Origin of the sequence: Ideonella sp. A 288 (genome assembly GCF_002198735.1) — a bacterium.
GTDB lineage: Bacteria > Pseudomonadota > Gammaproteobacteria > Burkholderiales > Burkholderiaceae_C > Pseudaquabacterium.
In genome coordinates this window covers 1-23,326 of the sequence record NZ_MWLO01000145.1, presented here as the reverse complement: position 1 = coordinate 23,326, position 23,326 = coordinate 1, and the positions used below count along the sequence as shown (strand labels likewise).

Below are 23,326 nucleotides of genomic sequence, written 5' to 3'. Positions count from 1 at the left end.
CCTCGAGGCGGCAGCAGCGACCCCGCTCCGGGGGTGGGTCATGACCTGCCGTAGGTGTCTTCGTAGCGGACGATGTCGTCCTCGCCGAGGTAGCTGCCCGACTGCACCTCGATGATCTCCAGCGGCACCTTGCCGGGGTTGGCCAGGCGGTGCACCTGGCCGAGCGGGATGTAGGTGCTCTGGTTCTCGGTGAGCAGGATCACCTTGTCGCCGTTGGTCACCTCGGCCGTGCCGGAGACGACGATCCAGTGCTCGGCGCGGTGGTGGTGCTTCTGCAGGCTGAGCGAGGCGCCGGGCTTGACCAGGATTCGCTTGACCTGGAAGCGCGGGCCGTGGTCGATGCTGTCGTACCAGCCCCAGGGCCGGTGCACCTTGCGGTGCAGCGTGTGCTCGCCGCGCTGCTCGCGGCCGAGCTGGCTGACGATCTGCTTGACCTCCTGGCTGCGCTCGCGGTCGGCCACCAGCACGGCGTCGGGGGTCTCGACGATGACCACGTTGTCCAGGCCCACCGCGCTGACCAGCCGGCTGGTGGCGTGCACCAGGGTGTTGGTCGAATCCTTGACGATGGCGTCGCCGACGCTGGCGTTGCCCTGCGCGTCCTTGGCCGCCACCTGCCACACCGCCTCCCAGGCACCGAGGTCGTTCCAGCCGGCGTCGAGCGCGACCATGCGGATGTCGATGTCGCTGCCGGGGCACTTCTCCATCACCGCGTAGTCGACCGATTCGCTGGGCACGGCGGCGAACTCGGCCTTGCCGGGCCGCACGAACTTGGCGTCGGTGCTGCGCGCCGCCCACGCGGCGCGGGTGGCGTGGGCGATGTCGGGGCGGAAGCGCTCGAGCGCGGCCATCCACACCGACGCCTTCAGCACGAACATGCCGGCGTTCCAGAAGTAGCTGCCTTCGGCCAGGTAGGCCTGCGCGGTGGCCAGGTCGGGCTTCTCGACGAAGCGGGCCACCACCGGCGCGCCGTCGGCCGGCGCACTGCGGATGTAGCCGTAGCCGGTTTCGGGGCGGTCTGGCGCGATGCCCAGGATGGCGATGGCGCCACCGTCGGCCAACTGCACCGCCTGCCGCAGTGCCGTGGCGAAGGCGGCCTCGTCGGTGACGGTCTGGTCGGCCGGCGTGACGACCAGCACCGGGTCCTGCCCGCCTTCCAGCGCGGCCAGGGCGGCCAGCGTCAGCGCCGGCGCGGTGTTGCGGCCCATCGGTTCGAGCAGCGCGACCGAGGGCTCGACGCCGAGTTCACGCAACTGGTCGAGCACCAGGAAGCGGTGTTCCTCGTTGCCGACGATGCAGGGCGGCAGCACGGCCACGTCGGGCGAGGCCAGGCCCTGCAGGCGGCCCACGGCCTGCTGGAACAGGCTGGTCTGGCCCGACAGCACCAGGAACTGCTTGGGGTAGCCGGCGCGCGACAGCGGCCACAGCCGGGTGCCGGAACCGCCGGCCATGACCACGGGTTGAACGGAGATGCTCATGTGCGTGTCGTCTCGGCCGGTGCGGCCTCGAAGCCTTGTGGGTTGAGGGTCTGCCAGCGCCAGCTGTCCTCGCACATGCGAGCCAGGCCGTGTCGGGCCTGCCATCCCAGCAATGAACGTGCCTGTGCCGGGTCGGCCCAGCAGGCGGCGATGTCGCCGGGACGGCGCGGCGCGAACTGAACCGGCACCTCGCGGCCGCTGGCGGCGGCGAAGGCGCGCACCACGTCGAGCACGCTGTAGCCCTGGCCGGTGCCCAGGTTGACGGTGAGCGAGCCCGGGTGATCGAACAGCCGTCGCAGCGCGGCGACGTGGCCCTCGGCCAGGTCGACGACGTGGATGTAGTCGCGCACGCCGGTACCGTCCGGTGTCGGCCAGTCGTTGCCGAACACCGACAGGTGCGCGCGTCGGCCGATGGCCACCTGGGCCACGTAGGGCATCAGGTTGTTGGGCGTGCCGCGCGGGTCTTCTCCGATGTGGCCGCTCTCATGGGCACCCACCGGGTTGAAGTAGCGCAGGCAGGCGGTCTGCCAGGCCGGATCGGCGGCGCCGACATCGCGCAGGATGGTCTCGCCCATCAGCTTGGTCTGGCCGTAGGGGTTGGTGGCGGCCAGGGCGAAATCCTCGCGGATCGGCAGCCGAGCCGGGTCGCCGTACACGGTGGCGCTGGAGCTGAAGACCATGCGCCGGCAGCCGTGCCGCTGCATGGCCTCGCAGGTGGTGATCAGCCCGCCGAGGTTGTTGCGGTAGTAGGCCAGCGGTTGTGCGGTGGATTCGCCCACCGCCTTGTGCGCCGCGAAGTGCACCACCGCGTCGATGCGATGGCGTGCAAACAGCGCGTCCATGGCCGCCGCATCGGTGACGTCGGCACGCTCGAACACCGGCACGGTGCCGCCGAGTTCCTTCAGCCGGTCGAGCACCACCGGCGAGCTGTTGGCGAAGTTGTCCACGCCCACCACCGAGAAACCGCCCGCCTGCAGCGCCAGCCAGGTGTGGGAGGCGATGTAGCCGGTGGCGCCGGTGAGCAGGATGTTGGGCATGGGGGCCTTGGTCATTGCAGGATGATCTGGCCGACACAGCCGACCACGTCGACACTGTAGGGCGAGGACAGCCCGCCGTCGGTTCGTCGCTGCTCGCGCGACCAGTCGCAGCTGAACTGCAGGGCACGCGTGGGCACCCAGCGCATGCCCAGGCCGGCGCCGTGGGTGCGATCGCCGCCTTCCGTCGGCCCGGTGGACGAGCTGATCTGCTGAGTATTGACCAGCGTGCGGCTCGCCCGCGAGACGCTGGCGTTGAGGCTGATCTTGCCGGTGAGTTCGTAGTCGGCGCGCAGGCGCAGCGCGTCGGTGGTCTTGCTCACGTCGGTGCCGGTGCCGGTGACGAAGAAGCCCGTCCCCAGGGCGCGCGACGAATCCAGCCCGGTCTCGCGCAGCAGGGTGGTGCCCAGCGTCAGTTTGCCGGTGGGCCGCCACTGCCAGCGCAATTGGCCGGTCAGCCCGCTGAAGTCGCGCTGCGTGGCCTCTCGGTAGCGCACCCGGCCGGTGCTGATCCGCGCGTTCACCGTGCTGGCGCCGGAGGCCACCCAGTCGGCCGTGAAGTCGATGTCGTGGCGCTTGAAGCGATCGGCCAGGAACTGGTCGTTGCCCAGCGCCAATGCCCGGGGGAAGCGGCCGTTCGTGGCGCGCAGGGCCGTGCCCAGGCCCAGCGCACCGCTGGGCCGGTACTGCAGGCCCAGCGACGCCGAGCCCTGGTTGTACTCGCGCGACTGGAACTCGGACGCCGAGTAGCCCACGTTGCGCCAGCCCACCGTGGCCTCGGCCACCCAGCGCGAGATCAGCCCAAGCCGGACGCTGGCATCGATCTGTTCGCTGCTCGCCACGTTCTTGCGCTGCAGCGTGGGGATGTCGCTGTCGGGCGCGAACACCGCCAGGTCGCGGTTGGCGGCCAGTTGCACCTTGCCCGACAGGCGTTCGATGGTCGCCCAGTCGAGCGACAGGTTCAGCCCGTACCCGCTGTTGTTCAGGCCCTCGTTGCGGCTGAAACGGCTGTTGCGCAGCTGGGCGCTGCCCTGCACGCGCTGGCGACCGATGGGCTGGTCCAGCCCGGCCAGCAGCGTGGCGGTGGTGATGGTGTCCCCCCGGGCCAGCCCGGCCTGCAGGGCAAAGCCGTCGGACAGCCGGTAGACGTTCGAATCGTGGCTGAGGCCCAGCGCGGCGCCCACATACCAGGGGCTGGATTGCGACCAGGCGCTGCCGGCCAGGGCCAGCGCGAGCAAGGGCAGCAGGCGGTGGGAGGTGCGGTGGAAGTTCATGGGGCGGGCTTTCTGGAGGAGGGCTGGCGGCTCGGGGTGCGGCGGTGCTCGGGGCGGTCAGTAGGCGTTGCGATCGAAGAAGACCAGTTTCACGGTGCGGGCGATGATCTGCAGGTCGAAGCCGAGCGACCAGTTGCGCAGGTACTCGAGGTCGTAGGCCACGCGGGCGCGCATCTTGTCGAGCGATTCGGTCTCGCCGCGCAGGCCGTTCACCTGCGCCCAGCCGGTGATGCCGGGCCGCACCTTGTGGCGCACCATGTAGGCCTTGATGAGCTGCCGGTACTGCTCGTTGTGGGCCACGGCATGCGGCCGCGGGCCGACGATGCTCATGCGGCCCTGCAGCACGTTGATGAACTGCGGCAGTTCGTCCAGCGACGTGCGCCGGATGAAGGCGCCGAAGGGCGTGAGGCGCGCATCCCCCTTGACCGCCTGCGGCACCGAATGGCCGTTGTCCTGGGTGACCATCGAGCGGAACTTGTAGACGACGATCTCTTCCCCGTCCAGCCCGTTGCGGCGCTGCCGGAAGATCACCGGGCCCGGCGAACTGAGCTTCACGCCGATGGCCAGCGCCAGCAGCACGGGCGACACCAGGATCAGGATGAGGGTGGACAACACGATGTCGGACACGCGCTTGACCAGTTCGTTGGTGCCCTTGAACGGCGTGTCGCAGATGCCGACCACGGGCACGCCGTTCATGTCCTGCAGCCGGCCCTGGATGATGCTGATGCCGAACACGTCGGGCACGAAGTACACCGAGGCGGTGGTGCCCTGCAGATTCTCGAGCAGCTCGATGATGCGCGGCTGCGAGCCCAGCGGCAGCGTGATGAAGACGTCCTTGATGCCCTGCGACAGGATGTAGGGTGCGGCTTCGCGCAGGCCGCCCAGGCGCAGCGCCGCGGCGTCGGCGTGCACGCGGTCGGTGGCGCGGTCGTCGAACCAGCCGACGAAGTCGATGCCCCGCACATGGTTCTCGCGCAGGGCCTGAGCCACCTTCACGCCCAGTTCGCCGGCGCCGATCACCACCGCCGCACGGCGTTGCCCGGGCTGGGCGGCGTTCCAGCGCAGCACGCGCTGGCCCGCCCAGACGGCGGCGATGTGCGCCAGCGGCGTGGCCACCGCCCAGGTCATCAGCACCTCGCGGTCGAACAGGTGGAAGCTTCGCGTGGCGTAGGCGCACAGCGCCAGGATGACCAGCAGCGACATCCAGGCGCCGATCACGTCGACCGCGACCGACAGGGCCGTGTCGAAGAAGCGGTTGCGACCCGGGAAGGTGAGCGCGAACACCAGCAGGCACAGCGTCAGGTCGGGGCGCCCCACAGCCTCGTCGGCGACGTGCAGTGCCAGCAGGTAGGCCGCGATGGCGAGCGCGGGCTCCGTGAACGCGGCGACCAGGGAGGTGACCGACTGCGGGGCGCTGTAGAAGTTGCGGCGGTTCTGGTGATCGAACATCGGGCGGGTGGTGCGATGGCCCCGCGGCGGGCCGCGAACGCGCCGACGGGGGCTGAACGGCGGGCGGATTGTCCGGCATTTCGTCGGCCGTCCCGGCACGGGCAGCGGCCGGGACGGCCCGCACTGCCTACAATTCGACGATGTTTCCCGACCTTCGAGCCTTGCTGGCGCCCGCTCTCATGGAGCGGTTGACCCTGATGATCAACCACGTGCTCGGCTCCGAGCCGGCTGCCACGCAGCGCCTGCAGGTCCACAAGGGCCGGGTGGTGCGGCTCGAGGTGACCGGCTGGCCGCTCCTGTTGCCGCCCCTGCCAGTGCTGGCCTTTGCCATCACGCCGGCCGGGTTGCTGGAGTGGCAGGCCGAACCCGGCGCCCCCGACCTGAACGTCCGCCTGCCGGCCGACAACCCGGCCAGCGTGGCGCTGGGCGCACTGTCGGGCGAGCTGCCGCCGCTCGAGATCGACGGCGACGCGCAACTGGCCGCCGACGTCAACTGGCTGATCGGGAACGTGCGCTGGGACATCGCAGCCGACCTCGAACGGGTCTTCGGCCCGGTCGTCGCGCACCAGCTGCATGGCCTGGGCTCGGCGCTGGCCAAGGGGCTGCGCTCGGCGCTGCAAGGCGCGGGCGAGCTGGCCGGGCGGCTGCGCCCGCGCTGACCGATGGGTCATTTCTTCCGGCTGTTCACCATCACCTTCACCGTCCTGCGCTTCGGCCTGGACGAGGTGGCGATGTCGGGCTTCCGGCAGCGGTGGGTGCGCGCGCTGGTGCGCGTGGCCACCTTCGGGCGCCAGCTGCAGGCGCCGCGTGGCGAGCGCCTGCGCATGGCGCTGGAACGGCTCGGCCCCATCTTCGTCAAGTTCGGCCAGGTGCTGTCGACGCGTCGCGACCTGTTGCCGCTGGACGTGGCCGACGAACTCGCCCGGCTGCAGGACCGGGTGCCGCCGTTCCCCAGCGACCAGTCGCGGGCGCTGGTCGAGAAGGCCTTCGGCCGGCGCATCGAGGAGGTGTTCAGCCAGTTCGACACCGACCCGGTGGCCAGCGCGTCCATCGCGCAGGTGCACTTCGCCGTGCTGAAGGATGGCCGGGAGGTGGCCGTCAAGGTGCTGCGCCCCAGCATGCTGGGCATCATCGACCACGACCTGAAGCTCTTGTACACGCTGGCCGGCGTGGTCGAGCGCGTCTGGACCGACGGCAAGCGGCTGAAGCCGCGCGAGGTGGTGGCCGAGTTCGACGTCTACCTGCACGACGAGCTCGACCTGGTGCGCGAGGCCGCCAACGCCGCGCAGCTGCGCCGCAACATGCAGGACCTGAAGCTGGTCATGGTGCCCGAGATGGTGTGGGAGCTGTGCACCCCCACCGTGATGGTGATGGAGCGCATGAAGGGCGTGCCGATCAGCCAGATCGACCGCCTGCGCGAGGCCGGCGTCGACATCCCCAAGCTGGCCCGCGATGGCGTCACGATCTTCTTCACCCAGGTCTTCCGCGACGGCTTCTTCCACGCCGACATGCACCCGGGCAACATCCAGGTGAGCATCGAGCCGGCCACCTTTGGCCGCTACATCGCGCTCGACTTCGGCATCATCGGCACGCTCACCGAGTGGGACAAGGAATACCTGGCGCAGAACTTCCTGGCCTTCTTCCAGCGCGACTACAAGCGCGTGGCCGAGCTGCACGTCGAGAGCGGCTGGGTGCCACCCAACACCCGGGTCGATTCGCTCGAAGGGGCCATCCGCGCGGTGTGCGAGCCCCACTTCGACCGGCCCCTGAAGGACATCTCGCTGGGCCAGGTGCTGATGCGGCTGTTCCAGACCTCGCGCCGCTTCAACGTCGAGATCCAGCCCCAGCTGGTGCTGCTGCAGAAGACCCTGCTCAACATCGAGGGCCTGGGCCGGCAGCTCGATCCGGAGCTCGACCTGTGGAACACCGCCAAGCCCTTCCTCGAGCAGTGGATGCACCGGCAGGTGGGTTGGAAGGGCTTCGTCGAGCGGCTGAAGCACGAGGCGCCGCGCTATGCGCAACTGCTGCCCGAACTGCCCCGTCTGGTGCACCAGGCGCTGGAGCAGCGTCGGGAGGCCGATCCGGCGCTGCTCGCCCTGCTGGCCGAGCAGCGGCGCACCAACCGCCTGCTGCAGGCGGTGCTGTTCGGCGCCGTCGGCTTCATCGTCGGGGCGCTCGCCACCCGCCTGCTGATGCAGTGGCGAGGGTGGTGATTCGCACATCTGCGGCGATCGCCGACTAAACTCCCGCCCGGTTTTCCGTCCTCGTCGCCTGCGGAGTCGATCGTGCTGATCACGTTTGTCGCCTTGTACCTCGTCGTCACCATCGGCATCGGCCTGATCGCCGCCCGCCGCGTGCACAACTCCAAGGACTTCCTGGTCGCCGGCCGCAGCCTGCCGCTGTATATGAACGTGGCGACGGTGTTTGCCACCTGGTTCGGTGCCGAGACGGTGCTGTCGGTGTCGGCCACCTTCGCCAAGGACGGGCTTGGCGGCATCCCGGGCGATCCGTTTGGCGCCGCGGTGTGCCTTGTGATCGCGGCGCTGCTGTTCGCGCGCCTGTTCTACCGCATGAACCTGCTCACCATCGGCGACTTCTACAAGCAGCGCTACGGCAAGCTGGTGGAGGTGATGACGAGCGTGGCCATCACGCTGTCGTACCTGGGCTGGACCTCGGCGCAGATGACGGCGCTCGGCCTGGTCATCCATGTGCTGTCGGGGGGCGCGATCGAACTCAACCATGCCATCGTCTTGGGCGGCGGCGTGGTGCTGATCTACACCATCTTCGGCGGCATGTGGTCGGTGGCCTTCACCGACCTGTTTCAGACGGTGGTCATCGTCATCGGCCTGACACTCGTCGCCGTGCTGGTGGGTGACCTGGCCGGGGGCCCTGCCAAGGTCATCGCCCAGGCCAGCGCCGAAGGCAAGTTCAATTTCTTCCCCGAGGATGCCAAGGGCTGGTGGGTCATGGCCGGCGCGTTCTTCGCCTTTGCGTTCGGGTCCGTCCCGCAACAGGACGTGTTCCAGCGCATGACCAGCGCCAAGAACGAGCAGACGGCGGTCCGGGGCACCATCCTCGGCGGCCTGATCTACTTCTGCTTCGCGTTCGTGCCAATCTTCATCGCCTACGCGGCGCTGGTGGCCTACCCCGAACTGGCGGCGCTGTTTGCCGACGAGGATGCCCGGGTCATCCAGCGCATCCTGCCCGATCTGGTGCTCGGCAAGATGCCGATGTGGGCGCAGATCATGTTCTTCGGCGCGCTGCTGTCGGCCATCCTGTCCACCGCCAGCGGGGCGCTGCTGGCGCCGACGGCCATCTTCACCGAGAACGTGTTGCGGCCCTTCGTGCCGCACATGGGCGACCGGCAGTTCCTGCTGACGCTGCGCATCATCCTGGTCACCTTCACCGCCGGGGCGCTGCTGTTCGCGCTGAACAGCAAGAGCACCATGTACGAGATGGTGCAGAACGCCTACAACGTCACCCTGGCCGGCGCGTTCGTGCCGTTGCTGGCCGGGGCCTACTGGAAGCGCGCGTCCACCCAGGGGGCCCTGCTGTCGATCGTGTTCGGCATCGGCTGCTGGTTGGGCGCCAGCGTGGTGGCCCCGGAGGCCCTGGTGCCGCCCAACCTGGTGGGCCTCTTCGCCTCGGCCATCGGCATGCTCCTGGGCTCGCTGGCGCCGCAGGTGCTGCACAACCAGGGCAGCTCGATCGAGATGGCCCTGCGGCATGCCCAACACCCCGCGCATCACCCGCATCACGCGGGAAGCCACGCGACGCATCACCGCGCGCCCGGCCCGCGCCACTGATCGCTTGGCCCCTTGCGGGCAGTGTGTCGACACCGTGCGTGCGGGGCGCTACCGCATGGCGCCCAGGGGCGCCTCTATAATTTCGGGTTTTGCCCCGAGGGCTTGGTCATGCCGATCTACGCTTACCGTTGCTCCGCCTGCGGCCACGCCAAGGATGTGCTGCAGAAGCTGTCCGACCCGATGCTCAGCACCTGTCCGGCCTGCGGCGCGGAGACGTTCTCGAAGCAGGTGACGGCCGCCGGCTTCCAGCTCAAGGGCTCGGGCTGGTACGCCACCGATTTCAAGGGCGGCGCGGCAGCGCCCGCCGCTGGCGCGGCGACCCCGGCCGAAGCCGGTTTGGCCAAGGCCGACCCGAAGACCGACACCAAGACCGACGTGAAGACCGAGGCGAAGACCGACAGCAAGTCGGCCGACGGCCCGTCCGCCTCGGCCGGCTCGTGTGGCGGCTCCTGTGCCTGCCACTGACCGCTCGCCGGACCGCCCGAAAGCCGCCCGGTGAAGAAATACGCGATCGCAGGCCTGCTGGTCTGGATGCCTTTGGCCATCACCATCTGGGTGCTGCTGTGGCTGCTCGGTCTGATGGACGGCGTGTTCATGTGGTTGCTCACCCTCTCGCAGGCGGTGCTCCCGGCCGGGTTGGACAGCCTGATCGAGCAACTGCGCCACGTGCCTGGCCTGGGCGTGCTGGTGATGCTGGTGCTGATGCTGCTCACCGGCGTGTTCGTCACCAACATCTTCGGCCAGTGGTGGGTGCGCCAGTGGGACGCGCTGATGGGCCGCATCCCGATCGTCAAGTCGATCTACAGCTCGGTCAAGCAGGTGTCCGATACGCTGTTTTCCAGCAACGGCAACGCCTTCCGCGAGGCCGTGCTGGTGCAGTACCCGCATGCCGGCTCGTGGACCATCGCCTTCGTCACCGGAAAGCCCAGCGGCGAGGTGGCGCGGCACCTGCAGAGCGAGCATGTGAGCCTGTACGTGCCGACCACGCCGAACCCGACCTCGGGTTTCTTCCTGATGATGCCGCGCACGTCGGTGCGGCCGCTGTCCATGAGCGTCGACGAGGCGCTGAAGTACATCATCTCGATGGGCGTCGTCGCGCCCCCGGCCAGCGCCTCCGCGCGGCCGGAGGGGGCCGACCCCAATCCGGTGGGCTGAGCGCCAGGCAGGCGTTCGGCCCGGAGGGCTCCCGACCGGGGCCCCAGCCGCCGACACGAAACCCGCGGCCCGCCCCAGGCGTCGAGCCGCACGTCCACCGAACATCCAGTACTGGAGTGCCCCCATGAGAACCACCTACTGCGGCCTGGTCAGCGAAGCGCTGATGGGCCAGACCGTCACCCTGATGGGCTGGGCCCATCGGCGCCGCGACCACGGCGGCGTGATCTTCATCGACCTGCGCGACCGCGAAGGCCTGGTGCAGATCGTCTGCGACCCCGACCGCCCCGAGATGTTTGCCACCGCCGAGGGCGTGCGCAACGAGTTCTGCCTGAAGGTCGTCGGCAAGGTGCGTGCGCGGCCCAGCGGCACCGAGAACAGCAACCTCGTCAGCGGCAAGATCGAGGTGCTGGCGCTCGAACTCGACGTGCTGAACCCCAGCGTCACGCCGCCGTTCCAGCTCGACGACGAGAACCTGTCCGAGACCGTGCGCCTGACGCACCGCGTGCTCGACCTGCGCCGCCCGGCGATGCAGAAGAACCTGATGCTGCGCTACCGCGTGGCGATCGAGGTGCGCAAGTTCCTCGACGAGCAGGGCTTCATCGACATCGAGACGCCGATGCTCACCAAGAGCACGCCCGAGGGCGCGCGCGACTACCTCGTGCCCAGCCGCGTGCACGATGGCGCGTTCTTCGCGCTGCCGCAGAGCCCGCAGCTGTTCAAGCAGTTGCTGATGGTGGCGGGCTTCGACCGTTACTACCAGATCACCAAGTGCTTCCGCGACGAAGACCTGCGAGCCGACCGGCAGCCCGAGTTCACCCAGATCGACATCGAGACCTCGTTCCTCGACGAGCAGGAAATCCGCGCCATCACCGAGGCCATGATCCGCACCGTGTTCCGCAAGACCATGGGCGTGGAACTGCCGGTGTATGCCGAGATGACCTACGCCGACGCGATGCACAAGTTCGGCTCGGACAAGCCCGACCTGCGCGTCAAGCTGCAGTTCACCGAACTCACCGACGTGATGAAGACGGTGGACTTCAAGGTCTTCTCGACGCCGGCGATGGCCAAGGGCGGCCGAGTGGCCGCGCTGCGCGTGCCGGGCGGGGCCGAGATGAGCCGGGGCGAGATCGACGCCTACACCGAGTTCGTCAAGATCTACGGCGCCAAGGGCCTGGCCTGGATCAAGGTCAACGACGCCGGCAAGGGCCGCGACGGCCTGCAGAGCCCGGTGGTCAAGAACCTCAACGACGCGGCCATCGCCGAGGTGCTGGCGCGCACCGGCGCCTGCAACGGTGACCTGATCTTCTTCGGCGCCGACAAGGCCAAGGTCGTCAACGACGCGCTGGGTGCGCTGCGCGTGAAGATCGGCCACAGCGAGTTCGGTCGCAACCACGGCCTGTTCGAGGACAAGTGGGCGCCGCTGTGGGTGGTCGACTTCCCGATGTTCGAGCAGGACGAGGAGGCCGGCCGCTGGAATGCGGTGCACCACCCGTTCACCGCGCCGAAGGACGGCCACGAAGACCTGATGAACACCGACCCCGGGGCCTGCATCGCCAAGGCCTACGACATGGTGCTCAACGGCTGGGAAATCGGCGGCGGCTCGGTGCGGATCCACCGCGCCGACGTGCAGGCCAAGGTGTTCTCGGCGCTCAATATCACGCCGGAAGAGCAGCAGGTGAAGTTCGGCTTCCTGCTCGACGCGCTGCAGTATGGCGCGCCGCCGCACGGTGGCCTGGCCTTCGGCCTGGACCGCATCGCCACGCTGATGACCAAGGCCGAGTCGATCCGCGACGTCATCGCCTTCCCGAAGACGCAGCGCGCGCAGTGCCTGCTCACCGGTGCGCCGAGCCTGGTCGACGAGAAGCAGTTGCGCGAACTGCACATCCGGCTGCGCAACCCGACGCCGGCGGGCTGATCCCGCCGTCCCAGGCGGCGGCCGGATCGCCGCCTGGGCTCTTGCCCCCCACGGATTGCGCAAGGCGCTCCGGGTTGGTATAACATCTGTTATAACAACCTGGAGTTCCTGCCATGCACGCCCTCAAGCTCACCCAGATCGGCAATTCCGTCGGCGTCATCCTGCCCAAGGAAGTGCTGGCCAAGCTGAAGCTGGAGAAGGGTGACACGCTGTACGTCACCGAGACCCCCGATGGTGTGGCGCTCACCGCGCTCGACCCCAGCTTCGAGGCGCAGCTCGAGATCGGACGCGAGTTCATGCGCGAATACCGCGACACCTTCAGGGCGCTCGCCAAGTGAGCGCGCCTGCATCGGGCCCGCCGGCCGGCGGTGCCAATGCCGGCTGGAAGTGGATCGACCGTCGGCTGCTCACGCTGCTGCACGACGAGAGCCTGGCGATGCATGGCGGTGCGTCCGGCCTGCGCGACGAGGGTCTGCTCGAATCGGCGTTGGCGCGCCCCTTGCACCTGGCGGCCTACGGCCAACCGGACCTGGCCGAGCTGGCCGCCAGCTACGCCTTCGGACTGGCCAAGAACCACCCGTTCGTCGACGGCAACAAGCGCGCGGCGTTCCTCTCGGTGGGCTTGTTCCTCGGGCTCAACGGCCACCGCCTCACTGCATCGCAGGCCGAGGCCACCGTGGCGGTGTTCGGCCTCGCCGCTGGCGAAATCGACGAACCCACCTTCGCCGCGTGGCTGCGCGATCGCGTCGCCACGCGCTGAGCCGCTGATCGACAGCAAGCAAAGCAACCCACCATGAGCCTTCCAGACAATCTCCGCCACGACCACGAAGCCGGCGCACAGCCACCCGCCGGCGCCGCCACGCTCGACACCACCCGCATCGACGACACCCGCATCGCCGCCGTGCGCGCCCTGGTGTCGCCCGCGGTGCTGCTGGAAGAGCTGCCCGTCACGCCCGAGGTCGAGGCGCTGGTCGACCGCACCCGCCAGGCCATCGGCCGCGTGCTGCATGGCCAGGACGACCGCCTCGTGGCCGTCGTCGGCCCCTGCTCGATCCACGACCACGACCAGGCCATGCACTACGCGCGCCTGCTGCAGGGCCTGTCCACCGAGCTGGCCGACGACCTGATCGTCGTGATGCGCGTGTATTTCGAGAAGCCGCGCACCACCGTCGGCTGGAAGGGCTACATCAACGACCCTCGGCTGGACGGCAGCTTCCGCATCAACGAAGGGCTGCGCCGCGCGCGCGAGCTGCTGCTCGACATCAGCGCGCTGGGCCTGCCGGCCGGCACCGAGTTCCTCGACCTGCTGTCGCCGCAGTACGTGAGCGACCTGATCGCCTGGGGCGCCATCGGGGCCCGCACCACCGAGAGCCAGAGCCACCGCCAGCTCGCCTCGGGCCTGTCGTGCCCGGTGGGCTTCAAGAACGGCACCGACGGCGGCGTGCAGGTGGCCGCCGACGCGCTGCAGGCGGCCGCCGCCGCCCACTCGTTCATGGGCATGACCAAGATGGGCGTGGCCGCCATCTTCGAGACCCGTGGCAACGACGACGGGCACGTCATCCTGCGCGGCGGCAGGCAGCCCAACTACGATGCCGCCGCCGTGGAGGCGGCCTGCGCCGTGCTGCGCAAGGGGGGCCTGCGCGAGCAGGTGATGATCGACTGCTCGCACGCCAACTCGGCCAAGCAGCACCGCCGGCAGATCGAGGTGGCTGCCGACGTCGCCGCGCAACTGGCCGCCGGCGAGCGCCGCATCATCGGCGTCATGGTCGAGAGCCACCTGCACGAGGGCCGGCAGGACCTGGTGCCTGGCCAGGCCCTGAAGCCCGGCGTCTCGGTCACCGACGCCTGCATCGGCTGGGACGACACGGCGCCGCTGCTGCGCCAACTGGCCGGTGCGGTGCGGCAACGTCGGGCCGGACGATGAGCCGCCCGTTCAAGATCCCGGAGAGCGTGCTGGTGGTCATCCACACCCCGGCGCTCGAGGTGCTGCTGATCGAGCGCGCCGACAAGCCTGGTTTCTGGCAAAGCGTCACCGGCGCCAAAGACCTGCCCGACGAGCCGCTGCGCGACACCTGCGTGCGCGAGGTGGCCGAGGAGACCGGCATCGCCATCGGCTCGGCGCAGGTGCCGGCCACGGCGCTGCGCGACTGGCAAATGTCCAATGTCTACGAGATCTACCCCGTCTGGCGCCACCGCTATGCCCCCGGCGTGACCCACAACACCGAGCACGTGTTTGGCCTGGTGGTGCCGCCCGGCACGCCGGTGACGCTGAACCCGCGCGAGCACCTTCAGCACCTGTGGCTGCCCTGGCGCGAGGCGGCCGACCGCTGCTTCTCGCCCAGCAACGCCGAAGCCGTGCTGCACCTGCCCCGTTTCACGGCCTGACCACCGAGCGACCCATGCGCCACTCCGAGTTCGCCCCGCCCTCGCGCCAGCACGCCAGCACGCAGTTCAGCAGCCAGCACCTGCGCGTCGCCACCTACAACATCCACAAGGGCGTGCGCGGCATGGGGCCCGGAAAGCGCCTGGAGATCCACAACCTGGGCCTGGGCATCGAGGCGCTGGACGCCGACTTGGTGTGCCTGCAGGAGGTGCGCCTGTACCACAAGCGCGATGCGCTGCACTTCGACCAGACGCTGCTGGGCTGGCCCGAGGGCGGCCAAGCCGACTTCCTGGCGCCCGAGGGCTACACCGTGGCCTATCGCACGAACGCGGTGACCAAGCACGGCGAGCACGGCAACGCGCTGCTGTCGCGCTGGCCCATCGGCGAGGTGGGCCACCACGACGTCAGCGACCACCGCTTCGAGCAGCGCGGCCTGCTGCATGTGCCGGTGCAGTGGCAGGGCATCGAGGTGCACGTGGTGGTGGCGCACTTCGGGCTCATCCATGCCAGCCGGGTGCGACAGGTGGAGCGACTGGCCGAGTTCCTGTCGGTCGAGGTGCCTCGGGGCGCGCCGCTGATGGTGGCTGGCGACTTCAACGACTGGGGCGAGCGCCTCGATGCGCCGATGCGCGGCATCGGCCTGTCGCGTGCCCGCGCCGGCGGGCCGATCGGCCAGCGCACCTTCCCATCGCGCGTGCCGGTGTTCGCGCTCGACCGCGTCTACACCCGGGGCCTGTCGTGCGTGTCGGCGCATGTGCCGCGCGGGGCCGCCTGGGCGCGCATGTCCGACCATCTGCCGCTGCTGGTGGAACTGGCGCTCGAGTAGCCCGGCGTTCAACCGCGTCAGCGCCTGATGTCCTCGTCACCGTTCCCATTCGCCAGCGCCGCGCACCCGCAGCGCCCCGAACTGTCGGGCGGCAACACCGTGCGCCTGCTGGCCGGTGGGGACGAGTTGTTCCCGGCGATGTGCCGCGCCATTACGGCGGCGCGGGACCAGGTGTGGATGGCCACCTACATCTTCCACGACGACGAGACTTCGCGCACCGTGGCCGACGCGCTGGCCGAAGCCGCACGGCGCGGCGTGGCGGTGCACCTGGTGGTCGATGGCTTCGGCGCCAAGGCCACGTTGGCCACGCTGCGCGGCTGGGTCGAGCCCGCCGGTGTTCAACTGGCCGTGTTCCGGCCGATCGACCGCTGGTGGCGCCTGTTGCACCCGGGCCAGTTGCGGCGCCTGCACCAGAAGCTGTGCGTCGTGGACGCCGAGGTCGGCTTCGTGGGCGGCATCAACATCATCGACGACCGCAACGACCTCAACCACGGCTGGTCAGACGCCCCGCGGCTGGATTTCGCCGTCGAAGTGCGTGGTCCGGTGGTCGAGGCGGTGGAGCAGACCGCGCGGGCGATGTGGACGCGCGCGGCGCTCGGCGCCGACTGGCGCGAGGAGATCGGCTCGCTGGCCCGCAGCGCCGAGCCGCTGGCCCGCGCTCGCCGCATGCTGGGGCGCCTGCGCATCCTGCCGTCGGCCGCCGGCGCCGGAGGTCACGAGCCTCTGCCGCCGGTGCGCGCGGCCTTCGTCGTGCGCGACAACCTGCGCCAGCGCCGCGCCATCGAGCGTGCCTACGTCGATGCCATCCAGTCGGCACGCCAGCGCGTGGGCATCATCTGCCCCTATTTCTACCCGGGCCGTGCCTTCCGACGTGCGCTGCGCAGCGCCGCGCAGCGTGGGGTGCGGGTGCGGCTGTTGCTGCAGGGCAAGGCCGACTACCGTTTCGCGGCGCTGGCCGCGCAGGTGCTGTACGACGAACTGCTGGCCGTGGGCGTGCAGGTGTTCGAGTACACGCCGGCTTTCCTGCATGCCAAGGTGGCGGTGGTCGACGACGACTGGGCCACCGTCGGGTCGAGCAACATCGACCCGCTGTCGCTGCTGCTCAACCTGGAGGCCAACGTGGTCGTGCACGACATCGGCTTCACCGGGGCGCTGGCCCTGCGCTTCGAATCGGCGGTGGCCGTGTCCACGCCGATCACGCGGCCGCCGCTGGGTCGCGGCTGGTGGTCCGTGTTGCGCCGGGGCTTTGTGGCCTCGACAGCCTACTGGTTCCTGCGGCTGGCCGGCATCAGCGGTCGCTACTGACCGCCGCCCCCCACATGCGGTGCACCCGGCACGGGCCAACCGTGAAGCCCAGGGCGGCCCCGCCGCCGGGAGCGCGGCCGCGGAGGGCGCCATGACCGATCTCGTCGTCTCCCGCCCCGAGGGCCTGTACTGCCCGCCGGGCGACTTCTTCATCGACCCCTGGCGACCGGTGGACCGGGCGGTGATCACCCATGCGCATGCCGACCATGCCCGGGCGGGCCACCGGCACGTGCTGGCCAGCCGCGCCGGCGAGCACGTGCTGCGGGCCCGGCTGGGCGCCGCGCTGCCACTGCAGGCGCTGGACTACGGCGAGGCGGTCACCCACCACGGCGTGCGCCTGTCGCTGCACCCGGCCGGCCATGTGCTGGGCTCGGCGCAGGTGCGGCTCGAGCATGGCGGCCAGGTGTGGGTGGCGTCGGGCGACTACTTCGCCAGCGCGCACGACGAGCGCAACCCCACCTGCGCGCCGTTCGAGCCGGTGCGCTGCGACTGCTTCATCACCGAATCCACCTTCGGCCTGCCGGTGTACCGCTGGCGCCCGCAGGCCGAGGTGCTGGCCGAGGTGGACGACTGGTGGCGCGCCAATGCCGCCGCCGGCCGGCCCAGCCTGCTGCTGGCCTACAGCTTCGGCAAGGCGCAGCGCCTGCTGGCCGGCGTGGACGCCGGCATCGGGCCGATCCTGGTGCACGGCGCGGTGGAGCCGCTCAATGCCGCCTATCGCGCCAGTGGCGTGACCTTGCCGCCGACGCAGGTGCTGGGCGAACGGGCCGATCGCGAGGCGCTGGCCGGCGCGCTGGTGATCGCGCCACCCTCGGTGCACGCCAGTGCCTGGGCGCGTCGGCTGGGTGACTTCAGCGACGCCTTCGCCAGTGGCTGGATGCAGCTGCGCGGCGCGCGCCGCCGCCAGGGTGTGGACCGGGGCTTCGCCTTGTCGGACCATGCCGACTGGCCCGGGCTGCAGCGCGCCATCGCGGCCACCGGGGCCGAGCGCGTGATCGTCACCCACGGGCAGGAGGCGGTGATGGTGCGCTGGCTCGCCGAGCAGGGCCTGCGCGCCGAATCCTTCCGCACCGCCTACGGTGACGAGGAGGCCGCCGCCTGACGCGGCGCAGCCCCTGCCGATGCAGCGCTTCGCCTGCCTGTACGCCGAGCTGGACGCGACCACCTCCACCGAGGCCAAGGTCGACGCCCTGGTGCGCTACCTGGCCCAGGCGCCGGCGGCCGACGCCGCCTGGGCCGTGTACTTCCTGGCCGGCGGCCGGCCGCGCCGCACCGTGCCCATGGCCGTGCTGCGCGCCCAGGCGCAGGCCCAGGCCGGCCTGCCCGACTGGCTGTTCGAAGCCAGTTACCAGGCGGTGGGTGACCTGGCCGAGACCATCGCGCAGTTGCTGCCGCCGCCCGAGGAGGCGCCACCGTTGGGGCTGCACGCGTGGATGCACGATCGCCTGCTGCCATTGCGCACGCTGCCGGCCGAGGCGCAGGCCGCGCAGGTGGCTCGTTGGCTGCACATACTGTCGGTGGACGGGCGCTTCCTGCTCGTCAAGTTCATCGGTGGCGGCTTCCGCGTCGGCGTGAGCCGGCTGCTGGTGCAGCGGGCGCTGGGCCGCCATGCCGGCCTCGATGCCAAGCTCGTCGCCCAGCGCATGATGGGCTGGACCGACGCGCGCGAGCCGCCCACCGCCGACCGCCTGGCCGCGCTGCTGGCGCCCGCCTCCACGCTGCAGGCGGCGTCCGGCCAGCCCTATCCGTTCTTCCTGGCGCACCCGCTGGTCGCGCCCGATGCGTCGCTCGGCCCGGCCAGCGACTGGATGGCCGAATGGAAGTACGACGGCATCCGCGCCCAGGTGGTGCGCCGCGCAGGTCAGGTGTGGATCTGGTCGCGTGGCGAGGAACTGGTCACCGAGCGCTTTCCCGAGGTCGTCGCCCAGGTTGGCGCGCTGCCCGACGGCACGGTGCTCGATGGCGAACTGCTGGCCTGGGCGGCCGACGGGCCCGCGCCCTTCCAGCTGCTGCAACAGCGCATCCAGCGCAAGCAACTGACGCCGCGTGTGCTGGCCGCCGCGCCGGTGCGCTTCGTCGCCTACGACCTGCTCGAAGACGGCGGGGCCGACCTGCGCGCGTTGCCGCAGCACGAGCGCCGACGCCGGCTCGAGGCCCGGCTGGCCGAGGGCCCCGTGGCCGTGTCGCCGCTGCTGGCGGGCGGCGACTGGCCGGCGCTGGCCGCGCTGCGCGAGGACAGCCGCGTGCGGCGCGTCGAGGGGCTGATGCTCAAGCACCGCGAGTCGGCCTACGGCACCGGGCGCACGCGCAGCGACGGCGTGTGGTGGAAATGGAAAATCGACCCGATGGCCGTCGATGCCGTGCTCATCTACGCCCAGGCCGGACATGGCCGCCGGTCCGGCGTCTACACCGACTACACCTTCGCGGTGTGGAACCGCCCGCCGCTCGACGCCGCCGAGGCGCAGGCGGTGGTCGAGGCCATCGGCCGCCGCGAACCCGCGCAGCCCGGTGCGCTGCAACTGGTGGCCTTCGCCAAGGCCTACTCCGGCCTCACCGACGCAGAGTTCCGTGACGTGGATGCCCGCATCCGCGCCACCACGCTGGAAAAGTTCGGCCCCGTGCGCAGCGTGCGGCCCACCTTGGTGTTCACCCTGGGTTTCGAGGGCATCCAGGCAAGCCGCCGCCACAAGAGCGGGTTGGCCGTGCGCTTCCCGCGTATGCTGCGCGTGCGCACCGACAAGCCGCTGCACGAGGCCGATGCGTTGCCCACCCTGCTCGAGCTGCTGGAGCCCTCCACCCGATGACCGTCGCACGACGCCGAAGCAAGACCGTTCCCGTCGACATCGCCCTGCAGGGGGGAGGCTCGCACGGCGCCTTCACCTGGGGCGTGCTGGACGCCCTGCTCGAGGACGAGCGCATCGTGCTTTCCGGCGTCAGCGGCACCAGTGCCGGCGCGCTCAACGCCGCGGTGATGGCCACCGGCATGGCGCGCAATGGCCGCGCCGGTGCCCGCGCGGCGCTCGACGCCTTCTGGGGCGACGTGTCGTCGGCCAACGCCTGCTTCGGCCTCGATCCCTTCGAGGCGGCCAACCAGAGTGGGCTCGAGAGCCACCCGGCCTTCGAATGGTTCGGCGCCTTGATGCGGTCGGTGAGCCCCTATCAGTTCAACCCGTTGGGCATCAACCCGCTGCGCGACGTGCTGCGTCGCCATGTCGACGAGACCGCCATGCGCACCGGGCCGCTCTCGTTGTTCGTCAATGCCACGTCGGTCACCACCGGGCAGGCGCGCCTGTTCAACGGTGACGACCTGTCCATCGACGCGCTGCTGGCCTCGGCCTGCCTGCCGCAGCTGTTCCAGGCCGTGACGATCGACGGCGTGCCCTACTGGGACGGCGGCTACAGCGGCAACCCGGCGCTGTGGCCACTGATCTACCACACCGACGCGCTCGACCTGTTGCTGGTGCGCATCAACCCACTGTCGCGGGCCGGCGTCCCGACCTCGGCGATGGACATCCTCGATCGGGTCAACGAAATCACCTTCAATGCCGGCCTGGTGGGCGAAATGCGGGCCATCGGCTTTGTCACGCGGCTGCTTCGCGAGCAGCGTCTGGATGCCGGACGATACAAGTCGTTGCGCATGCACATGGTTGGTGACGATTCGCTCCTGTCCGAGTATGGTGCGGCAAGCAAGATGAACACGGATGGTCGATTTCTGCGCCAGCTTCGGGCGCTGGGCCGCCAGGCGATGCAGACTTGGCTGCAGGCGCACCGCTCGGATCTGGGGGTGCGCACCACGGTGGACATCGAAGCCACATTCCTCACGCCACGCCAGTTGTGATCTGATGGATGATAGGGAATCGATAAGATGGTCGGAAAGGCCTCCGATTGAGCGTTGAGATCTACGAGGAGTAGCGACGATGACATCGAGCACCCTGTTTGCCGCGTCGGTTGAGTGGTTCCGCAAGGCTGGCAGCATGCTGGTGCTGGACCCGCCGATCGGCATGCTGCCTGACGGCGCCCCTGGCCCGCGCCGCTTCAAGATCAAGGCCGCCGATTCCGAGTCGCGGCGTGGCTTGGTGGCGTCGCTTTTGAAGGGTCGCTACCTGTGGCGCGGCTATCGGGTGGGTGACCTGCCGTCCGACCACCCCACGCAGCGTTTCACGCTGGCCGCCATCGAGGACCAGCAGACCATCGGCACCATCACGGTGGCCTTCGACGGCCCCGACAGACTCGCCGCCGACCAGACCTTTCCGCACGAGGTGCAGTCCCTGCGCGACAAGGGCCTGAAGCTCTGCGAGTTCACCAAGCTGGCCATCGACCCGACAACCGGCACCAAGCGTGTGCTGGCGGCGCTGTTTCACGTGGCCTACATCGTGGCCCACCGCATGCGCGGGCACGACACGCTGCTGATCGAGGTGAACCCGCGCCATGTGCGCTACTACGAGCGCATGCTGGGTTGCAGCGTGCTCGGTGAACCCCGCATCAACCGGTCGGTGGACGCACCGGCCGTGCTGCTGACGGTCGAGTTCTCGTACATCATGTCGCAGATCGGCAAGTTCGGTGGCCAACCCGAGCTGTCGGCCACCGAGCGTTCGCTCTACCCCTTCGCGTTCTCGCTGCCCGAAGAGGCCGGCATCATCACCCGCCTGCGTTCGCGCTACGAGCACTGGCTGGAAGAACGCGATCGCGTCGCGGTGCGCGATTCCGATTTCGCGCCGTCCGACCTGATGGGTGTGTGAGCGCCCCCAGGGCCGGGCTGCGCCCAGCCCGCCCCCCGTGGGGGTCAAGCAAAGTGGCAGAGCCACATTTGCTTGTGAGCGCCCCCAGCGCCGGGCTGCGCCCAACCCGCCCCCCGTGGGGGTCAAGCAAAGTGGCGGAGCCACATTTGCTTGTGACCGGCACCGCCGCGCTCACGCGGTGCGTTCCTCCTGCAGGCAGGCGTCGAGGATGTCCAGCGCCTCGTCCATCTGCCGTTCGGTCGTGATCAGCGGTGGGGTCAGCGTCAGCACGTTGCCCATGGTGGTCTTGAACGACAGGCCACGCGACATCGCGCGGTAGAGCACGCGCTCGGCCGCGTCGCCGGCCGGGGTTTTGGCGGCCCGGTCGGTGACCAGTTCGACGCCCAGCAGCAGGCCGCGGCCGCGCACATCGCCGATGATCGGGTGGCGGTCCTTCAGGCCCTGCAGGCGGTCCAGCGCGTGGGCACCGACGCGCGCCGCCTGCTCGACCAGGCCTTCGCGTTCGATGACCTCCAGCGTGGCCAGCGCGGCCCGTGCAGTGACCGGATTCTTCTCGTGGGTGTAGTGGCCGTAGGCATAGGCCCCGGCGAGATTGAGGTCCTCGCGCGCCAGGCAGGCCGCGATCGGCAGCACGCCACCCCCCAGTGCCTTGCCCAGCACCACGATGTCGGGCGTGGCGCCGTCGTGCTCGGCGGCGAAGAAGCGGCCGGTCTTGCCCAGGCCGGTGGGGATCTCGTCGAAGATCAGCAGCGCGCCGTGGGCGTTGCAGGCCTCGCGCACCGCCTGCCAGTAGCCTGGCGGCGGCAGGTAGGGCACGGCGCGTGCCGGCTCGGCGATCACCGCGGCCACGTCGCCCTCGCGCTCCAGCACGTACTTCACCATGCCGGCGCAGGCCAGCCGGCACTGGTCGAGCCGGGGCAGGCCCTGGGCGTCGACCGGGTGCCCGTAGGCGCAGCGGTAGCAGCCGAACGGCGCCACGTGCTCGGTGCCAGGCAGCAGCGGCCCGACGCGCCCGGATCGGAACAGCGATTCGCCGCCGACGCTGGAGGCACCGAAGCCCGCGCCGTGGAAGGCGTCCCAGAAGCTCAGCGTCTTGAATCGGCCGGTGGCGGTGCGGGCCAGCTTGATGGCCACCTCCACCGCATCGCTGCCGCCGGTGGTGAAGAGCACGCGGCCGGCCGCGCCGGTGAGGCGCCGGAACTGCGCGCCCAGCGCCTCGGCCAGTTCCACCGCGCGGTCGCAGGCGAAGCGACGCGGCGCGAAGCTCAGCTCGTCGAGCTGGGCCTTGATGGCCGCGATGACATGCGGATGGGCATAGCCCAGGTGGTGCACGTTGTTGCCGTGGAAGTCCATGTAGCGCCGGCCCGCCATGTCCTCGATCCACAGGCCCTCGGCCTTGCGGATGCCGTTCAGGCACGGCGTGGACACCGACTGGTGCAGGAAGGCCTCGGCATCGCGGGCCAGCAGCGCGCGCGTCGGCGGGTCGAGGTGTTCGCGCTGCCAGGCGGTGCGCCGGGGCGTGTGGTTCACGTCGCCCTCGCTTTGCGACGGGGCGGGCTGCTGCGGATGGGTCATGGCGGGCCTGGGCGGGGGATGGATTCGGGCCGCCTCACAGCGGCACCTCGTAGCGGTGCGTGCCGAAACGGAAGACGGCCGAGCGCGGCCGGATCTGCTCTATCACCAGGCCCGGCGCCACGGTGTCGCCCTCGCGCACGACCTGCCCGTCGACGATGAGCAGCCGGTTGGCCGGCACCGGCGAGTGCATCGAGCCGCCGATGCGCAGCTCGGGCAGCCGGCGGCGGACGTCGTCGGGCAGGGCCTCGCGCGCCACGATGGGGCGCGGGGCGGCGGCCGAGGCGGTGGCGGCCACGGGGCCTGTGGGTGGCGTGGCGACCGGCCGCACCGGCTCGGACCGTGCCGCGGCGGGCGGTGGCGTGGCGGGCAGCGATGGCTCGGGTGGCGACG

22 protein-coding genes are annotated in these 23,326 nt (G+C 70.2%); 16 read left to right on the top strand and 6 right to left on the bottom strand.

The features are described from left to right. Positions 1-38: 38 nt before the first annotated feature. Genes EOINJALH_RS23845 through EOINJALH_RS23830 form a run of 4 tightly spaced genes read right to left on the bottom strand, consistent with a single transcriptional unit; the run spans position 39 to position 5,232 of the window. The gene (locus EOINJALH_RS23845; protein ID WP_088284848.1) at positions 39-1,475 is read right to left on the bottom strand and encodes a mannose-1-phosphate guanylyltransferase/mannose-6-phosphate isomerase; all 1,437 of its coding nucleotides are present in this window, start codon (positions 1,473-1,475) and stop codon (positions 39-41) included. Continuing rightward, the gene (gene galE, locus EOINJALH_RS23840; protein ID WP_088285126.1) at positions 1,472-2,512 is read right to left on the bottom strand and encodes a UDP-glucose 4-epimerase GalE; all 1,041 of its coding nucleotides are present in this window, start codon (positions 2,510-2,512) and stop codon (positions 1,472-1,474) included. The genes EOINJALH_RS23845 and galE overlap by 4 nt, the downstream gene beginning before the upstream one ends. Before the next feature lie 11 nt (positions 2,513-2,523). Continuing rightward, positions 2,524-3,783: a hypothetical protein gene (locus tag EOINJALH_RS23835; RefSeq protein WP_088284846.1), complete on the bottom strand. Its 1,260-nt coding sequence runs from the start codon at positions 3,781-3,783 to the stop codon at positions 2,524-2,526. 57 nt (positions 3,784-3,840) lie between these two features. Then, a complete protein-coding gene (locus tag EOINJALH_RS23830; protein ID WP_088284844.1) occupies positions 3,841-5,232 on the bottom strand; it encodes an undecaprenyl-phosphate glucose phosphotransferase in 1,392 nt (463 codons plus the stop codon). A 140-nt stretch (positions 5,233-5,372) separates the two neighbouring features. Here EOINJALH_RS23830 and EOINJALH_RS23825 point away from each other — a divergent pair, with 140 nt between their 5' ends. The 16 genes from EOINJALH_RS23825 to EOINJALH_RS23750 all read left to right on the top strand — a co-directional run bounded on the left by EOINJALH_RS23825 (position 5,373) and on the right by EOINJALH_RS23750 (position 21,361). After that, positions 5,373-5,891 carry a hypothetical protein gene (locus EOINJALH_RS23825; protein ID WP_088284842.1) on the top strand — a complete coding sequence of 173 codons (519 nt, stop codon included), beginning with the start codon at positions 5,373-5,375 and terminating at the stop codon, positions 5,889-5,891. 3 nt (positions 5,892-5,894) lie between these two features. Further along, positions 5,895-7,445: a ubiquinone biosynthesis regulatory protein kinase UbiB gene (gene ubiB / locus EOINJALH_RS23820; RefSeq protein WP_088284840.1), complete on the top strand. Its 1,551-nt coding sequence runs from the start codon at positions 5,895-5,897 to the stop codon at positions 7,443-7,445. Positions 7,446-7,517: 72 nt separating this feature from the next. Continuing rightward, positions 7,518-9,038 carry a sodium:solute symporter family protein gene (locus EOINJALH_RS23815; RefSeq protein WP_088284838.1) on the top strand — a complete coding sequence of 507 codons (1,521 nt, stop codon included), beginning with the start codon at positions 7,518-7,520 and terminating at the stop codon, positions 9,036-9,038. Positions 9,039-9,146: 108 nt separating this feature from the next. After that, the gene (locus EOINJALH_RS23810) at positions 9,147-9,503 is read left to right on the top strand and encodes an FmdB family zinc ribbon protein (protein WP_088284837.1); all 357 of its coding nucleotides are present in this window, start codon (positions 9,147-9,149) and stop codon (positions 9,501-9,503) included. 30 nt (positions 9,504-9,533) lie between these two features. Then, positions 9,534-10,193, top strand: coding sequence for a DUF502 domain-containing protein (locus EOINJALH_RS23805; RefSeq protein ID WP_088284835.1), 660 nt, complete (start codon positions 9,534-9,536; stop codon positions 10,191-10,193). A gap of 124 nt (positions 10,194-10,317) precedes the next feature. After that, the gene (aspS, locus tag EOINJALH_RS23800) at positions 10,318-12,108 is read left to right on the top strand and encodes an aspartate--tRNA ligase (protein ID WP_088284833.1); all 1,791 of its coding nucleotides are present in this window, start codon (positions 10,318-10,320) and stop codon (positions 12,106-12,108) included. Positions 12,109-12,221: 113 nt separating this feature from the next. Continuing rightward, entirely contained in the window at positions 12,222-12,446 is a 225-nt protein-coding gene (locus EOINJALH_RS23795; RefSeq protein ID WP_088284831.1) for an AbrB/MazE/SpoVT family DNA-binding domain-containing protein, read from the top strand. Then, the gene (locus EOINJALH_RS23790; RefSeq protein WP_088284830.1) at positions 12,443-12,868 is read left to right on the top strand and encodes a type II toxin-antitoxin system death-on-curing family toxin; all 426 of its coding nucleotides are present in this window, start codon (positions 12,443-12,445) and stop codon (positions 12,866-12,868) included. Before EOINJALH_RS23795 ends, EOINJALH_RS23790 begins: the two co-directional genes overlap by 4 nt. A 33-nt stretch (positions 12,869-12,901) precedes the next feature. Beyond that, positions 12,902-14,032, top strand: a complete 1,131-nt coding sequence (locus EOINJALH_RS23785) for a 3-deoxy-7-phosphoheptulonate synthase (RefSeq protein ID WP_088284828.1) — start codon at positions 12,902-12,904, stop codon at positions 14,030-14,032. Further along, a complete protein-coding gene (nudB, locus tag EOINJALH_RS23780; RefSeq protein ID WP_088284826.1) occupies positions 14,029-14,493 on the top strand; it encodes a dihydroneopterin triphosphate diphosphatase in 465 nt (154 codons plus the stop codon). The genes EOINJALH_RS23785 and nudB overlap by 4 nt, the downstream gene beginning before the upstream one ends. A 14-nt stretch (positions 14,494-14,507) precedes the next feature. Next, the gene (locus tag EOINJALH_RS23775; protein ID WP_088284824.1) at positions 14,508-15,317 is read left to right on the top strand and encodes an endonuclease/exonuclease/phosphatase family protein; all 810 of its coding nucleotides are present in this window, start codon (positions 14,508-14,510) and stop codon (positions 15,315-15,317) included. 27 nt (positions 15,318-15,344) lie between these two features. After that, positions 15,345-16,622 carry a cardiolipin synthase ClsB gene (gene clsB / locus EOINJALH_RS23770; RefSeq protein ID WP_088284822.1) on the top strand — a complete coding sequence of 426 codons (1,278 nt, stop codon included), beginning with the start codon at positions 15,345-15,347 and terminating at the stop codon, positions 16,620-16,622. A 91-nt stretch (positions 16,623-16,713) separates the two neighbouring features. After that, on the top strand, positions 16,714-17,724 hold the full coding sequence (locus tag EOINJALH_RS23765; RefSeq protein WP_088284820.1) for a ligase-associated DNA damage response exonuclease: 1,011 nt from the start codon (positions 16,714-16,716) through the stop codon (positions 17,722-17,724). A 19-nt stretch (positions 17,725-17,743) separates the two neighbouring features. Then, positions 17,744-19,426, top strand: coding sequence for an ATP-dependent DNA ligase (locus tag EOINJALH_RS23760; protein ID WP_088284819.1), 1,683 nt, complete (start codon positions 17,744-17,746; stop codon positions 19,424-19,426). Beyond that, positions 19,423-20,460, top strand: a complete 1,038-nt coding sequence (locus tag EOINJALH_RS23755; protein WP_088284817.1) for a patatin-like phospholipase family protein — start codon at positions 19,423-19,425, stop codon at positions 20,458-20,460. Before EOINJALH_RS23760 ends, EOINJALH_RS23755 begins: the two co-directional genes overlap by 4 nt. Positions 20,461-20,539: 79 nt before the next feature. After that, positions 20,540-21,361 carry an N-acyl amino acid synthase FeeM domain-containing protein gene (locus EOINJALH_RS23750; protein WP_088284815.1) on the top strand — a complete coding sequence of 274 codons (822 nt, stop codon included), beginning with the start codon at positions 20,540-20,542 and terminating at the stop codon, positions 21,359-21,361. 171 nt (positions 21,362-21,532) lie between these two features. On the opposite strand, the gene EOINJALH_RS23745 is transcribed toward EOINJALH_RS23750, so the two are convergent. Together EOINJALH_RS23745 and EOINJALH_RS23740 are read right to left on the bottom strand one after the other, a co-directional pair. Next, entirely contained in the window at positions 21,533-22,936 is a 1,404-nt protein-coding gene (locus EOINJALH_RS23745; RefSeq protein ID WP_088284813.1) for an aspartate aminotransferase family protein, read from the bottom strand. Between the two features lie 34 nt (positions 22,937-22,970). Further along, a partial coding sequence (locus tag EOINJALH_RS23740) for a general secretion pathway protein GspB (RefSeq protein WP_234414006.1) occupies positions 22,971-23,326 on the bottom strand: 356 nt, incomplete at its 5' end.